13 protein-coding genes are annotated in these 14,256 nt (G+C 71.9%); 5 read left to right on the forward strand and 8 right to left on the reverse strand.

Annotated features, from left to right (window positions below; all coding sequences use genetic code 11):
- The first annotated feature begins 13 nt into the window (after positions 1 to 13).
- Both NQU55_RS34020 and NQU55_RS34025 read left to right on the forward strand, forming a co-directional pair.
- A complete protein-coding gene (locus NQU55_RS34020) occupies positions 14 to 934 on the forward strand; it encodes an MBL fold metallo-hydrolase (protein WP_256791728.1) in 921 nt (306 codons plus the stop codon).
- Positions 935 to 1,104: 170 nt separating this feature from the next.
- Complete coding sequence (locus NQU55_RS34025; RefSeq protein ID WP_256791729.1) at positions 1,105 to 1,908, forward strand: AfsR/SARP family transcriptional regulator; 804 nt, start codon at positions 1,105 to 1,107, stop codon at positions 1,906 to 1,908.
- 143 nt (positions 1,909 to 2,051) lie between these two features.
- On the opposite strand, the gene NQU55_RS34030 is transcribed toward NQU55_RS34025, so the two are convergent.
- From NQU55_RS34030 to NQU55_RS34065, 8 genes are all read right to left on the reverse strand, one after another.
- Positions 2,052 to 3,194, reverse strand: coding sequence for an acyl-CoA dehydrogenase family protein (locus NQU55_RS34030; RefSeq protein ID WP_168096188.1), 1,143 nt, complete (start codon positions 3,192 to 3,194; stop codon positions 2,052 to 2,054).
- A gap of 104 nt (positions 3,195 to 3,298) precedes the next feature.
- The gene (gene rfbH, locus NQU55_RS34035) at positions 3,299 to 4,597 is read right to left on the reverse strand and encodes a lipopolysaccharide biosynthesis protein RfbH (RefSeq protein ID WP_168096189.1); all 1,299 of its coding nucleotides are present in this window, start codon (positions 4,595 to 4,597) and stop codon (positions 3,299 to 3,301) included.
- A complete protein-coding gene (locus NQU55_RS34040) occupies positions 4,594 to 5,649 on the reverse strand; it encodes a Gfo/Idh/MocA family protein (RefSeq protein ID WP_256791730.1) in 1,056 nt (351 codons plus the stop codon). The genes rfbH and NQU55_RS34040 overlap by 4 nt, the downstream gene beginning before the upstream one ends.
- Entirely contained in the window at positions 5,646 to 6,956 is a 1,311-nt protein-coding gene (locus NQU55_RS34045) for an NDP-hexose 2,3-dehydratase family protein (RefSeq protein ID WP_256791731.1), read from the reverse strand. The genes NQU55_RS34040 and NQU55_RS34045 overlap by 4 nt, the downstream gene beginning before the upstream one ends.
- Before the next feature lie 93 nt (positions 6,957 to 7,049).
- Positions 7,050 to 8,315: a DUF6365 family protein gene (locus tag NQU55_RS34050; protein ID WP_168095349.1), complete on the reverse strand. Its 1,266-nt coding sequence runs from the start codon at positions 8,313 to 8,315 to the stop codon at positions 7,050 to 7,052.
- Positions 8,316 to 8,341: 26 nt separating this feature from the next.
- Complete coding sequence (locus NQU55_RS34055; RefSeq protein WP_168095350.1) at positions 8,342 to 9,499, reverse strand: DegT/DnrJ/EryC1/StrS family aminotransferase; 1,158 nt, start codon at positions 9,497 to 9,499, stop codon at positions 8,342 to 8,344.
- A 60-nt stretch (positions 9,500 to 9,559) separates the two neighbouring features.
- Positions 9,560 to 10,693 carry a nucleotide disphospho-sugar-binding domain-containing protein gene (locus NQU55_RS34060; protein ID WP_168095351.1) on the reverse strand — a complete coding sequence of 378 codons (1,134 nt, stop codon included), beginning with the start codon at positions 10,691 to 10,693 and terminating at the stop codon, positions 9,560 to 9,562.
- A gap of 205 nt (positions 10,694 to 10,898) precedes the next feature.
- Positions 10,899 to 11,753 (reverse strand): class I SAM-dependent methyltransferase, encoded by an 855-nt coding sequence (locus tag NQU55_RS34065; protein ID WP_256791732.1) that lies wholly within the window; start codon positions 11,751 to 11,753, stop codon positions 10,899 to 10,901.
- A 143-nt stretch (positions 11,754 to 11,896) separates the two neighbouring features.
- Here NQU55_RS34065 and NQU55_RS34070 point away from each other — a divergent pair, with 143 nt between their 5' ends.
- The 3 genes from NQU55_RS34070 to NQU55_RS34080 form a co-directional block, all read left to right on the forward strand.
- Positions 11,897 to 12,976, forward strand: a complete 1,080-nt coding sequence (locus NQU55_RS34070) for a glucose-1-phosphate thymidylyltransferase (RefSeq protein ID WP_168096613.1) — start codon at positions 11,897 to 11,899, stop codon at positions 12,974 to 12,976.
- On the forward strand, positions 12,973 to 13,941 hold the full coding sequence (rfbB, locus tag NQU55_RS34075; protein ID WP_168096614.1) for a dTDP-glucose 4,6-dehydratase: 969 nt from the start codon (positions 12,973 to 12,975) through the stop codon (positions 13,939 to 13,941). The genes NQU55_RS34070 and rfbB overlap by 4 nt, the downstream gene beginning before the upstream one ends.
- A 129-nt stretch (positions 13,942 to 14,070) precedes the next feature.
- Positions 14,071 to 14,256, forward strand: a 186-nt coding sequence (locus tag NQU55_RS34080; protein ID WP_256791733.1) for a hypothetical protein, incomplete at its 3' end; no start/stop codon positions are given.

The following is a 14,256-nucleotide window of genomic DNA, read 5'->3' on the forward strand; positions in this document are numbered from 1 at the left end:
CGGAGCGCACCCCGTGAACACCCGGAACACCCAAGACACCCCCCGCCTCCAAGAGGTCGCGGAGAACGTCCACGCCTACATCCAGCCCGACGGCGGCTGGTGCCTGAACAACGCCGGCCTCATCGTCGCCGGCAACCGCTCCGCCCTGGTCGACACGGCCGCCACGGAGGCGCGGGCGCGCGCCCTCAAGGAGGCCGTCGCGCCGCTCACGGCGCGACCCCCGCAGTTCGTCGTCAACACCCACTCCCACGGCGACCACACCTTCGGCAACTACCTGTTCGCCGACGACGCGGTGGTCGTCTCCCACGAGCGCACCCGCACCGAGATGGCGGACATCGGCCTGCACCTGACGGGCCTGTGGCCCGAGGTGTGCTGGGGAGACGTCTCCGTCGAGCTGCCCACCCTCACCTTCCGCGACCGGCTGACCCTGCACATCGGGGACGTCACGGCCGAGCTGCTGCACCCGGGCATCGGGCACACCACCAACGACACGGTCGTCTGGCTGCCCGAGCAGCGGGTCCTGTTCACCGGCGACCTGGTGATGTCGGGGGCCACGCCGTTCTGCCTGATGGGCTCGGTCTCCGGCTCGCTGGCCGTCACCGAGCAGCTGCGCGCGCTCGACCCGGTGACGGTCGTCGCGGGCCACGGCCCCGTGGGCGGACCGGAGTTGCTGGACACCACGGAGGGCTACCTGCGGCGCGTCCAGGAGATCGCGCGGGCCGGCCTGGCGGCGGGGATCGGCCCGCTGGAGGCCGCGCGCGAGGCGGACCTCGGGGAGTACGCCGAACTGCTCGACTCCGAGCGCCTGGTGCCCAATCTGCACCGCGCCTACGCGGAGGAGAAGGGGGCGCCTCCCGGCCGTCCGCTGGACATCGGCCTGCTCTTCTCGGAGATGATCGAGTACCACGGCGGGCTGCCGGCGTGCCACGCATGACACGCGTATGAAGCGCACGTGACGGGCCTCGCAAGAAAGAAAACCTACCGGTCGGTAGCCTGACACTCTCATCAAACCGAGGTGGGGGTTTTGTGCGGCCGACACCTACGTTGTCAGCACTTGCTCAACGTGGCACAGGATCTTTTGCACCCGGTACAGGAGTGTGTGCAGTGCGATTCAACCTCATCGGCCCGTTCGAGATCGTCACCGGAGACGGACGACCACCACACCTGCCCAGCACGCCGAAGGTGTGTCAGACCCTGGCCCTGCTCCTGACCCGGCCCAACGAGATCGTCACCTCGGAGTCGCTGATCCAGGAGCTCTGGGGCGAGTCCCCGCCGCGCAGCGCCCTCACCACGTTGCAGACGTACATCTACCACGCGCGCAAGATGTTCATAGCCGAGCGGCTGGTGCCCGCCGAGCGGGCCCTGCTGATCACCCAGCCGCCCGGCTACCTCATCCGCGTGGAGGACCACGAGGTCGACATCAAGATCTTCGAACGCCTCGTGCTGCAGGGGAAGACGGCGCTGGAGAACGGCCGGCCCGAGGCCGCCGTCCAGCGCCTGGAGCAGGCCCTGGCCCTCTGGCGGGGCCCCGCGCTCTCCAACATCCCCGCGGGCGACGTCCTCACCGGCCGCATCGTGCACCTCAACGAGCTGCGCATCCGGGCCCTGGAGCTGCGCATCGAGGCGGAGCTCCAGCTCGGCCGGCAGCGCGAGTCCATCCCCCTGCTGCGCGCCCTGGTCAACGACTACCCGCTCAACGAGTGGTTCCACGGCCAGCTGATCTCCGCCCTCAACCACTCCGGGCGGCGCGCCGAGGCCCTGCAGGCGTACCAGAGCCTGCGCCGGATCCTCAACGACGAGCTGGGCCTGGAGCCCTCCCCGGAGCTGCAGCGGCTGCAGCTGGACGTCCTCAACCCGTCGGAGACGGTGCCCGCGCAGCGCCGCCGCCTGGTGCCCGCCGGCCTCTGAACCACGGTCACCCGCACACGAAGCGCCGGACGGACCCGTAAAGGGGTCCGTCCGGCGCTTTCCCGTGGAGTGACCGGCCCGCCGGTCAGGGGAGATCGTTCAGGCGGAGAGGCGTTCAGGCAGAGGCGTTCAGGCAGAGGCGTTCAGGCAGAGGCGTTCAGCAGCCGGGCGTACGCGCCCGCCGCCGCCGGGAACTGCAGACCGCTGTGGCCCGCACCGCAGTTCACGTCCCGCCAGCGCCGCTGGAGCTCCTCGCCCTCGGCCTGGGCACGGGTGCCGGCCGAGCGCAGCAGGCGGTCGGAGACCGTCGCGAGCATCTCCGCGGCGAGCGCGCAGTCCCGCCCGTTGCGGGCGGTGCCGAGCCCGTCGACGGCACCGGAGTCGGTGGTGCGGGCGACGCGCTCCAGCAGCAGCCCGGCCGCGTCGATCTCGCCCTCGGCGCGGGCCAGGAGCTGTTCGAAGGTGCCGTGGTCGGAGCCGCCGGAGATGGCGCCCGCGGGGGCCGCCAGCTTGGCGGCGACGAGCTCGCGCCAGCGGCGCAGCGCGCCCCGGGTCGCGCCGAGCAGGGGCCCGGCGAGGGTGACGCCGTTGGCAGCCTTCATCGGCACCCGGTGGCAGGCCGCCTCCGCCTCGGGGGCGAGGCCGGCGAGCAGCACGTCGAGGGGGACGGTGAACGCGTCGGGCACCAGCACCTCGTCGAGCACGACGGTGTTGCTGCCGGTGCCGCGCATGCCGATGACCTGCCACGTCTCGCTGATCGCGTAGTCGGTGCGGGGCACGGCGAGGACCCGCACGCCGGTGCCCTGCTCGCCGGTGCGGGCGGCGATGAGCGTCCAGTCGGAGAAGTCGACGGCACTGACGTAGTTCCACGAGCCGGTGACGCGCCAGCCGCCGCCGGGGGCGCGCTCGGCGGTGCCGGAGGGCATGAGCCCGGCGACGACGACGGTCTGCGGCCCCTTGGCCCAGACGCCCTCGCGGCCTTCCCGCGGCAGGTAGGCGGTGAGCCGTCCGGCGCTGGCGATCACGGAGGCGAACCAGGCCGCCGAGGCACAGCCCTCACCGAGCGCGGCGGAGGCGTCGAGGAGCTCCGCGAAGGTCCCGGCCGCACCGCCGAGCGCCGCCGGGGCGAAGTGGCCGGAGAACCCGGCCGCCACGATCGCCTCCACGACGGGCGGGGAGAGGCGGCGGTCCGCCTCCGCGTCCGCGGCGTGCGCGGCGGCGAGCGGGGCGGCCGCGACGGCGGCCTCCAGCAGGGTGGGTGCGGCTGCGGCTGCTTCCCTGGTCATCGTGAGGGCTCCTGTGGTGTGCGGTGGTGCGGTGGGTAGCGGTGCGGGCGCGCCGGGAGGGGCCGGCGCGCGTCAGGAGATGCGGGCTTCAGGAGGTGCGGGCGTCAGGAGTTCTTCGCGGCGAAGTCCCGGATGGACTCGGCCGAGTAGTCGATCATCTCGGGGGTGAGACCGGGGTAGACGCCGATCCAGAAGGTGTGCTCGGCGACGAGGTCGCTGTTGGCGAGCGAGCCGCTGATCCGGCGCGGGCGGTCCAGGTAGGCGGGGTGGCGGGTGAGGTTGCCGGCGAAGAAGCGGCGGGTGCCGATCTTCCGGGCCTCCAGGAACGCCACCAGGTCCTTGCGGGTGTAGCGGGCCTCGGGCCGCACGGTGATGGCGAAGCCGAACCAGCTGGGGTCGCTGTCGGGCGTGGCCTCCGGCAGGAGCAGCCCCGGCACCCCGTCCAGGCCCTCGCGCAGCCGCTTCCAGTTGGCGCGCCGGGCCGCGCCGAACGCGTCGATCTTGGAGAGCTGGCTGAGGCCGAGGGCGGCCTGGAGGTCGGTCGCCTTCAGGTTGTAACCCACGTGGGAGAAGATGTACTTGTGGTCGTAGCCGTGCGGCAGGTCGCCCATCTGGTAGTCGAACCGCTTGAAGCAGCGGTTGTCCTCGCCCGGCTCGCACCAGCAGTCCCGGCCCCAGTCGCGCATCGACTCGACGATGCGCGCGAGCGCGAGGTTGTCGGTCAGCACGCAGCCGCCCTCGCCCATCGCGAGGTGGTGCGCGGGGTAGAAGCTGGTGGTGGCGATGTCGCCGAAGGTGCCGGTGGGCTTGCCGCGGTAGAGCGAGCCGACGGCGTCGCAGTTGTCCTCGATGAGGAAGAGGTCGTGCTCCTCGGCGAGCTTCGCGACCTCCTCGACGGCGAAGGGGTTGCCCAGCGAGTGCGCGATCATGATCGCCTTGGTGCGCGGGCCGATGGCCTCGGCGATGCGCTCCGGCGTCGTGTTGTACGTGCCGAGCTCGACGTCGATGAAGACGGGCACCAGGCCGTTCTGGATGATCGGGTTGACGGTGGTCGGGAAGCCCGCCGCCACGGTGATCACCTCGTCGCCGGGCTGCAGCCGCCGGTCCTCCAGCTGCGGGGAGGTGAAGGCGGACAGCGCCAGCAGGTTGGCCGAGGACCCCGAGTTGGTCAGGTGGGCCTTGCGCAGCTTGAAGTACTTGGCGAACTGGCGCTCGAAGCGGCGGGAGCTCACGCCGGCGGCGATGCGCATGTCCAGCGCGGCCTCGACCAGCGCCACCCGGTCGTCGGCGTCGAAGACGGCACCGGCCGGCCACACGCCGGTCTCCCCGGGGACGAACTCCTTCTCGTCGCTGCCGTGGTACTCACGGACCTGCTCCAGAATGCGGGCCTTGGCCTCGTTCATTTCTCTTCGCCTCCTACGGCGTACTCAGCGAGTCGTCGGGCGGTGCCGGCCCGGCCTCTGCGCGCGTGCCCTGCCCGGTGGACGTCGGCGACCAGCTCCGCGTGGCGGACGGTCGCCTCGCCGGTCGTCGTACCGGCGCCGGATCCGATGCTTGTCACCAACGCTCGGACGGCGGCCGTGACCTGGTCGAACGGCTCCAGCTCCAGCTCCTCGACGCCGCCGTGCCGCTCGACGACGACCACCGGGCGGTGGTCGGCCGGGGGCGTGAAGGCGTGGTCGAGGCGGAGCCGGCCCGCGCTGCCGAGCACTTCGTAACGTGACGTGTAGTGGTGTTCCATGCCGAACGTGAGGTGGGCGGTCACCCCGTCGTGCCGCCGCAGCAGCACGCTGCCCGCGACGTCCACGCCCCGCTCCGGGTCGGTGCGCAGGTCCGCGCCGACCACCTCCAGGCCGGGCCCGAGCAGCAGCTGGGCGGCCCGCAGCGGGTAGACGCCGACGTCGAAGAGCGCGCCGCCGCCCAGGTCGGCCCGGTAGCGGATGTCGCCGTCGGGACGGGGCGGGACGGCGAACGCGGCGTGGACGGTGCGGACGTCGCCGATCGCACCCTCGTCCAGCAGCTGCCGCACGCGCCGGTGCTGCGGGTGGTGGACGAACATGAAGTTCTCCATCAGCACCAGCCCGCGGGAGCGGGCCAGGTCCACCAGCCGTGCCGTCTCCGCGGCGTCCAGCGTCAGCGGCTTCTCGGCCAGGACGTGCTTCCCGGCGAGCAGCGCGCGCTCGGTCCACTCGGCGTGCAGCGCCGAGGGCAGCGGGACGTAGACGGCGTCGACGTCGTCCCGCTCCAGCAGCTCCGCGTAGCCGGCGGCGGCTTCGGCCCCGTACTGCTGCGCGACCTGCGCGGCCCGGGCGGTGTCGCGGGCGGCCACGGCCGTGAGCGCGATGCCCCCGGTCCGCGCCACGGCGGGCAGCATCCGGCGCAGGGCGATGTCGGCGCAGCCCATCAGGCCGAGGCGCACGGTCCGGGTCGCGGGGTCCCGCTCGGCGGCGGTCACCGCAGGAACCGCAGGCAGGCCAGGAGGTTGCGGGCCTCGACGTTCACGTGGTGGGAGTGGCGGACCATTGCCCCGAGCTGATGAGGCGTCATCCATATGTGGTCCGGGCCGACTTCGAGCGGGAAGTCGCCGGGCGCCTCGACCGCGAGGTAGCGGTTCTCCGCGTGGTAGAAGCGGCCGCCCTCCTCGGAGTGGACGACGTCCAGCAGGACCCGCTCGGGGGCGGCCGAGAGGACCTCGTCCAGGAACCGCGGACGGCTCCCGGCGGGCAGCCCCTCGTAGTTGGCGGGCGCGCACTGCACGGTGGGGCCCATTTCGAGGACGTCGAAGCTGCCCGCCTCGGTGCGCGCGTTCACCAGCAGGTGGACGGTGCCCTCGATCCGCCGGGTGAGGAAGGCGATCACGCCCCGCCCGACCGGCGCGATCATGGGCTGCGACCAGCGGGCGACCTCGCGGCCCTGGGCCTCGACGTCCACGCCGATGACCTTGAAGAAGCGGCCGCTCTCGTGCACCACGGCCCCGTCGGACTCGCCCCAGCCCCCGACCTCCGCCAGCGGGATGCGGCGGCGGTCGAGCCGGTGCGAGGCCTTGGCCTCGGTGAACCAGCTCAGCAGCGCGGCCGTCCCGTGCAGGGCCCGGCCCTCGGCGCCGGTGCTGCGGCCCTGGACGGCCCAGCCGTCGGGCAGGCCCGACAGCACGGTGCGGGTGTCCATGTTGACGAGGTTCTCGACGTTCAGCAGCTCGCCGATCTGGTCCAGCGTGAGCCAGCAGAAGCCGTCGCGGACGGGGACGTCCCCGTCCGCCTCGATGATCATGTTGCGGTTGCGCTTGCCCAGGAACCACGACCCCTGCTCCGACTGCAGGGCATCGAAGATCACCCTCCCGGAGCGCGGCGCCAGGAAGTGCTCCAGGTACGGGACGGCGTTCCCCTGGTGCACCCGGGTGAAGTTGCTCCGCGTCGCCTGCACGGTCGGGGAGAGCTGCAGGATGTTGATGTTCCCCGGCTCCATCTTCACCTGGAGCAGGAAGTGCGGGACGCCGGCGAACTCCTTCACCAGGATGCCCAGGATCCCGGACTCCGGCTGCACGATGATCGGCTGCGACCAGGCGGCGACCTCGCGGTTGTCGGTCTCCGCCGCGATGCCCTCGATGCTGAAGAACCGCCCGCTGCGGTGCCGGATGTCGCCGGTCCCCGGCTCGAACGACCAGCCGTCGAGGCCGCGCAGCGGGGCGGGCGTCACCCGGTGGTCCTGCGCCGCGCGCTGTTCGGCGAACCAGTCGTGGAATTCGCTTGTCTGCCGGAACACGGCAGCCCTCCTCATGATGTGCGGTTGCTTCAGCATTCGGCACCCGGTTAGAGCGCCGCTCGAAGGAGGCTCAGCGCCGAGGGGCCCTGCGCGTCAGAACGTCAGGCCCACGCGCCGCGCCGCGGTGGCGAAGACCTCGGCGGTCTCCGGGAGCCGGTCGATCCCGTCCCGGTAGGCCGCGCGCGCCTCCGCCAGACGGCCGCGGACCAGCGGGTCGTGGAGGATGCCCGTCAGGCCCTCGACGACGGCCCGCTCGTCGAACAGCTCGGTGCGTACGGCGGTGTCGGCGAACGGGTTGTCCACCAGCAGCGGCCCCATGACCTTGTTCCAGCTCAGGGGCCACATGTGGAAGGCGGGGACGGCGCCGGGGAAGTCCGCGAGCCACTCCCGGACCACGGGCGAGAGCCCGTCCGGCGCCCCGGCCCGCCCGCCGTCGCCCGCCGCCTCCCCCATGTCGTGGGTGTTGAGAGCGAACAGCCCGGGCACGTCGGCGAGGACGGCCCGCTCCAGCGCGTAGGACGGCAGGAAGGCCGACATCACGGCGTCCGAGGCGCCGACCAGGGCGTGGTAGCGCTGCGCGGTGTACGAGGGCTCCACGTGGACGCGCTCGGGCGGCAGCCCCAGCCCGTCCAGGTAGGGCCCGGCGACGACGAAGTGGGTGTCGTCGGGAAGCCGGCGCAGGTAGTGCCCGATCAGCCGCGGCACGCGGACCGCCAGCTCGCGCGTCCGGGGACCGGCCCGCGTCTGCATCGTCTCCTGCCACGGCAGCGTCGGGAACATCAGCAGCCGCTCCGCCCCGCCGAGCCCCAGCGACCGGCGCACCTCGGCGCGCGCCGCGTCCGTCAGCGGCTCGATGCCCCGGTTGGCGCGGTACGGCAGGCCCTGCCCGCCGGCCCGGGCCTCCGGGCGGCCCATCGGCACGGGGTGCAGATGCACCGGCATGTCCAGGATGTTGCCGTCGGCGACGACGGTCCTCCCCAGCACCTCCAGCTCCCGCGTGATGTTCGTCAGGTCGTGCAGGTCGATGGGGATCACCGGCACGCCGAAGTCCTCGACGTACCAGGGGTCGGTCTCGTAGCTGACGAGGTGGGTCAGCCAGTGCGCCAGGTAGTCGCTGAGGACGATCGCGTCCGGCCGGAACTCCCCGACGACGCGCGCGACCTCCTCGCGGACCCGGCCGCCCATGGCGGGCGTGATCACGGTGTACGCGTATCCGGCGGTCTTGAGCTGGTCCTCGTTGAACTCGTCGATCACGAAGTGACTGACGACGCCGGCGTCCTTGAGCTGATCCGCGAGGTCGAGCCCGATGGTCGTCTCGTGCAGGGTCTTGGCCAGCGGGGACATGAACAGCAGTCGCATGACGTGGTCTCCCGTCTCCCGTCCGGTCAGCCCGCGGCCGGGGCCAGGTCCCGGGTGCGCGTCTCGATCGCCTTGCGCAGCTCGGCCACCACGGTGAGCACGTCCGCGTCGGCGAGCCCCGGGTGGATCGGCAGGCACAGGGTCTCGCCGGACGCCTGCTCGGTGCCCGGCAGGTCGGCGCCGGACTTGTAGGTGGGCACCTTGTGCAGCGGCGCGTAGCGGAAGGTCGTGTAGATGTCGGCGGCCAGCAGGTCGGAGGCGACCTGGTCGCGGATCCGCGCGTCCATCTGCACCCAGTAGAAGTAGTGCGAGGACTCGTGCCCGGCCGGCAGCGGCGGCGGCGTCTTCACACCCTCGACACCCGCGAGTTCGCGGTCGTACAGGGCGACGATCTCCTTGCGCCGACCGGTGAACTCCGGCAGCCGCCCGAGCTGCACCAGGCCGATCGCGGCCGTCAGGTCGTTGCCGATGACGCGCCGGCCCACCTCGGGGACCTCCAGCTCCCACCAGCGGTGCGAGACCTTCGCGTAGGCGAGGCCCGTGGCCTGCACGAGCCCGTGGTACGCGAGCCGGCGGGCCCGCTGCGCCCGCTCGGCGTCCCGTACGTAGAGCATCCCGCCGTCGCCCGTGACCAGCACCTTCGCGGCGTCGAAGCTCCACATCGCCAGGTCGCCGAAGGAGCCCGCGGCGCGCCCGTCCACGCGGGAGTCCACCGAGCAGGCCGAGTCCTCGACCAGGGCCAGGCCTCGCTCCCGGCAGCGCTCCGCGATCTCCACGACGTCGCCCGGGCAGCCGCCGTAGTGCAGCACCACGACCGCCTTGGTGCGCGGCGTGACCGCGGCCTCGATGTGCTCCCAGGTGGGGTTCATCGTCCGCGGGTCGACGTCGCAGAAGACGGGCGTCGCGCCGGTGGAGACGATGGCGTTGGCGGCCGCGAGGAAGCTCATGGACGGGATGACGACCTCGTCGCCCTCGGCCAGGTCGAGGACCTCCAGCGCCAGGAACAGCCCGGCCGTACCGGAGTTGACGAACAGGACGTGCTCCGCGGCGACCCCGAGGCGCTCGGCGAACGCCGCCTCGAAGGCCTTCGTGCGCGGCCCGTGCCCGAGCCACTTGCTGTCGAACACCTCGGCCACGGCGGCGAGTTCCGCGTCCCCGACCTGCGGCTGGAAGAGATTGATCATTTGGTAGTACCCCTGGGAGTCGGTGTGGCGCGGACGCGTGCGGTGGCGGGCGTACGGGTGTCAGGCCGCGGCGGCGAGCCGCTCGATCGCCCGCACCGCGTCGGCGGACGTGGGCAGCGCGGACACCTCGGCGGCCAGCTCCGCGGCCCGCTCGCGGTAGGAGGGGGTGGCCAGCATCTCGGCGCAGACGCGCGCGATGTTCTCCGCGCTGTCGTCGGCCGGGTCGATCATCGTGGCGGCCCCGTAGGCGCTCAGCCGGGTCGAGTAGTCGACGCAGTAGGGCAGGTAGGGCACCAGCACCTGGGGGACGCCGTACGAGAGGTAGCCCATCGTCGTGTTGCCGCCCGCGTGGTGGACGACGAGGTCGCAGGTCGGAGCCACCAGGTGCAGCGGGATCCAGCCGGCCCGCACGTGGTCCGGCAGCGGCCGCAGCTTCTCCGCGACCGCCTCCGGCGTGGCGATGAGCAGCTCGACGTCCAGCTTGCCGACCTTGTCGACGAGGCCGCTGAGGATGTCGAAGTCGGACTCCGGCGTGACCCGGCTGCCGGCCGACACCAGCACCCGCGGCCGGTCGCCCTTGGTGTACATCCAGGGCTCGACCGGCATCTGGGTGGCGAAGGGCACGTAGCGCATCATCTGCGCGGGCAGCGCGTCGGAGGGCCGCAGGCTCGGCGGACAGATGTCGATGAACAGATCCGTGCGCGGCATCTCGTACATGCCGAGCCGCTCCAGCTCCGGGCCCAGCTCGGCGGCGGCCGCGAGGTCGATCGTGCGCGGCTCGCCCATGTCGATGGCCTGCTTCACGTACGGCACGCCCAGGTGCCCGGCGATCAGCGGCGCGGCGAAGGCGAGCGCCCCGCCCACGACGACGTCCGGGCGCCAGTCCGCCACCAGGGACAGCAGGCCGTCCAGGCAGGCGGCGGCGTAGCGGCCGAACGTGCGCCCGTTGAAGATGTAGCGCTCGTGAAGATCCTCGGGGATGGGCACGCGGATGCCGCGCCGGTCGACGAGGTGGTCCATCATCGGCACGTCGGAGACCGGGACGCCGGGGATCCCGGCGCCCGTGATGGTCGCCATCATGTTCTCGGGGGCGGCCATAAAGACCTCGTGCCCGGCGTTGCGGGCGGCCTGGGCCAGCGGGACGATGCCGAAGATCACCCCGGAGGTGCCTCCCGCAACAAAGAGAATCTTCATGCGGTCATCGTTGGAAGCGGGCCTCGAACCCTGCTCGACGGCGGCTCGACGGGCCGGTTCCGCCGGGGTCCGGGATCCGGGACCCAGGATCCGAGCTCCGAAGTCCGAGACCGGCGGACGAGACCGGGCGGCCCGGCGCGGGAGGCCGGGCCCGGCGGACGAGACCGGGAGGCCGGGCCCCGGCGGACGGCAGGCGCCCCGCGGCTCAGGCGAGCGGCTTGCGGACGGTGATCACCGAGTAGCCGAGCATGTCCCGCTCCAGCTTCGAGACCCGGTCGATCATCTCCTTGAACTCCTCGGCGAACTGCACCCCGCCCTTCTCCACGACCTTGTCGTAGTTGTCCGCCACGAGCTGGTCGATCCGCGCCGCGGAGCGCCGCAGGTGCGCGGTCGCGTCGAAGTTCCGCTCGACGGTCAGCCCCGCCGCGGTGATCATCTCGACGTACTGGTCCGCGGTCGGCAGCGAGCCCACCGTGAAGCCCTCCAGCAGGACCTTGCGCCACTCCTCGTCCAGCTCGGCCGACTCGACGTAGTCGGACAGGACGAACACGCCGCCGGGCTTGAGCACCCGCGCGATCTCGCGCAGCGCGGCGGGCCGGTCGCCGAGGTACATCAGCGACTCCATCGCCCAGGCCGCGTCGAACTCGCCGTCCGCGTAGGGCAGTTCCGACACGTCCGCCAGCGCGAACCGCACCCGGTCCGCCAGGCCCGCCCCGGCCGCAGCCTCCGTGCCGGCCGAGACCTGCTCCGCGCTCACCGTGATGCCGGTGACCTCACCGCCGCTGGCCTCGGCCAGCCGCAGCGCCGGCCGGCCCTGGCCGCAGCCGATGTCGAGGAGGTGCTGCCCGGGCCGCAGGGCGACCTGCTCGATGAGGACGTCCGTGAGCCGGTCCTTGGGGTCCACCTCGGGGGCCTCGTCGTCCCACCAGCCGATGTGCAGGTTCTGGCCCATGAAGATCTCCCAGAGCCAGCCCTTCTCGTCGTAGACCTCGCCGACCTCGTCCGGCGACAGGGCCTGCGCCTGCTGCTCCTCCGCCTGCGCCTGTGTCTGCTCCGTCATGGATCCTCAGCTCCTCGTCCTCAGCGACCGCGACGGGGAGAGAAGTTGTCAACATTAGTTCGACGGTGACTCGAATCGGAGTCGAGCGCGGTCGACCACGTTGTCCCCGATCCTGTCTCCTTGCGAGAATTTCTGGGGAACCCATGAAAGCACTGGTCCTGTCCGGTGGCGAAGGTACGCGGCTGCGGCCCTTCACCTACTCGATGGCGAAACAACTGGTCCCCGTGGCCAACAAGCCCGTCCTGGTGCACTGCCTGGAAAACCTGCGGGACATCGGCATCGAGGACGTGGGCGTCATCGTCGGCGGCCACGCGGCGCAGATCGAGGCCACGGTGGGAGACGGCTCCCGGCTCGGGCTGCGCCTCACCTACATCCGCCAGGAGGCCCCGCTCGGACTCGCGCACTGCGTCGCCCTCGCCGCCGACTTCCTCGGCGACGACGACTTCGTGATGTACCTGGGGGACAACGTCCTGGCCGACGGCATCGCCGAGGCCGCCGAGGCCTTCCACGAGCGCCGCCCCGACGCCCAGGTCCTGGTCACCAAGGTGGCGGACCCGCGCCAGTACGGCGTGGCCGAGGTCGACGCGGACTCCAAGGTGCTCGCCCTCGTGGAGAAGCCGAGCGCGCCGCGCAGCGACCTCGCCGTCATCGGCGTGTACTTCTTCACCGCCGCCGTGCACGAGGCGGTGCGCGCCATCGAGCCCAGCGCCCGCGGCGAACTGGAGATCACGGACGCCATCCAGCACCTGGTGGACGCGGGCCGGACGGTCACCGCCCGCGAGTACGAGGGCTACTGGAAGGACACCGGCAAGATCGACGACCTGCTGGAGTGCAACCGGGAGATCCTCGCCCGCATCGCCGGCACCGCCGCCGACCGCGAGGGCGCCGAGGTCGATGCGGAAAGCATTCTGCAGGGGCCCGTCGTCCTCGGACCGGGCGCCCGCGTCGTGCGGTCCAAGCTCACCGGCCCGCTCGTGATCGGCGCCGGCAGCGTCATCACCGGCAGCAGCGTGGGCCCGTACACGGCCGTGGGGCGCGACTGCGTCCTGGAGGACTCCGGCGTCGAGGACTCCATCATCCTCGAGGGCGCCGCCATCAAGAACGTCCGCGACCTGCAGAGCTGCGTCATCGGCCGCTGGGCCCAGGTGCAGAAGCCCGTCACGGCCGCCTCGGGCAGCCGGCTGATCATCGGTGACCACACGCGCGCGGAGGTAATGGCATGAAGGTCCTCGTCACCGGCGGCGCCGGCTTCATCGGCTCGCACTACGTCCGCACCATGCTCTCCGGCGGCTACCGAGGCTACGAGGACGCGCACGTCACCGTCATCGACAAGCTCACCTACGCCGGCAACACGGACAACCTGCCGATGGGCGACCCGCGGCTGACCTTCGTCCGCGGCGACGTCTGCAACCAGGACCTGCTGCGCCAGCTGCTCCCCGGCCACGACGCCGTCGTCCACTTCGCGGCCGAGTCCCACGTCGACCGCTCCGTCGACGGCGCGGTGGCCTTCGTCCACAGCAACGTCCTGGGCACTCAGAGCGTCCTCGACGCCTGTCTGTACACCGGTGTGGACAACGTGGTGCACGTGTCGACCGACGAGGTCTACGGATCCATCGCCACCGGCACGTGGACCGAGGAGTCGCCGCTGCTCCCCAACTCCCCCTACTCCGCGTCGAAGGCCGGCAGCGACCTCCTCGCCCGCGCCTACCACCGCACCCACAAGCTCAACGTGCGCATCACCCGGTGCTCCAACAACTACGGCACCCACCAGCACGTCGAGAAGCTCATCCCGCAGTTCGTCACCCGCCTCCTGCAGGGACAGCAGGTGCCCCTCTACGGCGAGGGCACCAACATCCGCGAGTGGCTGCACGTCGACGACCACTGCCGGGCCATCCAGCTCGTCCTCACGGCCGGCCGCGCGGGCGAGACGTACAACATCGGCGGCGCCACCGCCCTGACCAACCGCGAGATGACCGAGCGGCTGCTCGACCTGACCGGCCACGACTGGTCGAAGGTGCAGCACGTCCCGGACCGCAAGGGCCACGACTTCCGCTACGCGATCAACGACGACAAGATCCGCGCCGAGCTCGGCTACGCGCCGCAGTGGACGCTCGACGAGGGCCTGAAGCGCGTCGTCGGCTGGTACGTGGACCACCCGGAGTGGTGGAAGCCGCTGCTCGATGACTGAGAACGGACAGCTTGGCGGAATCCGCGCCACCGTCTTCGAGTGCCGCTCGAGTGATCCTCGAGCGGCATCTGAAGGAGTGGCAGGACGGCACTCATCCCTGCAGCAGCCACAACCCTGGAGCACGTCCTGATGTCCGTCACGGAGGGGCACACCGGCCCGTCGTCGCCGTCCGCAGAGCCCGGCCTGCCGGGCGCCGCCCCGGGCGCACCGGGCACACCTGCCAAGGAGGTGCGCCGGCTGGACAGGGTGATCATCCGTTTCGCGGGTGACTCCGGGGACGGCATGCAGCTGACAGGTGACCGTTTCACCTCCGAG

The sequence above is a fragment of the Streptomyces telluris genome (assembly GCF_024519335.1).
Classification (GTDB): Bacteria; Actinomycetota; Actinomycetes; order Streptomycetales; family Streptomycetaceae; genus Streptomyces; species Streptomyces telluris.

Excerpts from the sequence above, each read along its gene's own strand:
- NQU55_RS34060 (WP_168095351.1), bottom strand. The coding sequence starts at position 10,693 with ATGAAGATTCTCTTTGTTGCGGGAGGCACCTCCGGGGTGATCTTCGGC.
- NQU55_RS34030 (WP_168096188.1), bottom strand. The coding sequence starts at position 3,194 with ATGACCAGGGAAGCAGCCGCAGCCGCACCCACCCTGCTGGAGGCCGCC.
- NQU55_RS34055 (WP_168095350.1), bottom strand. The coding sequence starts at position 9,499 with ATGATCAATCTCTTCCAGCCGCAGGTCGGGGACGCGGAACTCGCCGCC.
- NQU55_RS34070 (WP_168096613.1), top strand. The coding sequence starts at position 11,897 with ATGAAAGCACTGGTCCTGTCCGGTGGCGAAGGTACGCGGCTGCGGCCC.
- rfbB (WP_168096614.1), top strand. The coding sequence starts at position 12,973 with ATGAAGGTCCTCGTCACCGGCGGCGCCGGCTTCATCGGCTCGCACTAC.
- rfbH (WP_168096189.1), bottom strand. The coding sequence starts at position 4,597 with ATGAACGAGGCCAAGGCCCGCATTCTGGAGCAGGTCCGTGAGTACCAC.
- NQU55_RS34050 (WP_168095349.1), bottom strand. The coding sequence starts at position 8,315 with ATGCGACTGCTGTTCATGTCCCCGCTGGCCAAGACCCTGCACGAGACG.
- NQU55_RS34065 (WP_256791732.1), bottom strand. The coding sequence starts at position 11,753 with ATGACGGAGCAGACACAGGCGCAGGCGGAGGAGCAGCAGGCGCAGGCC.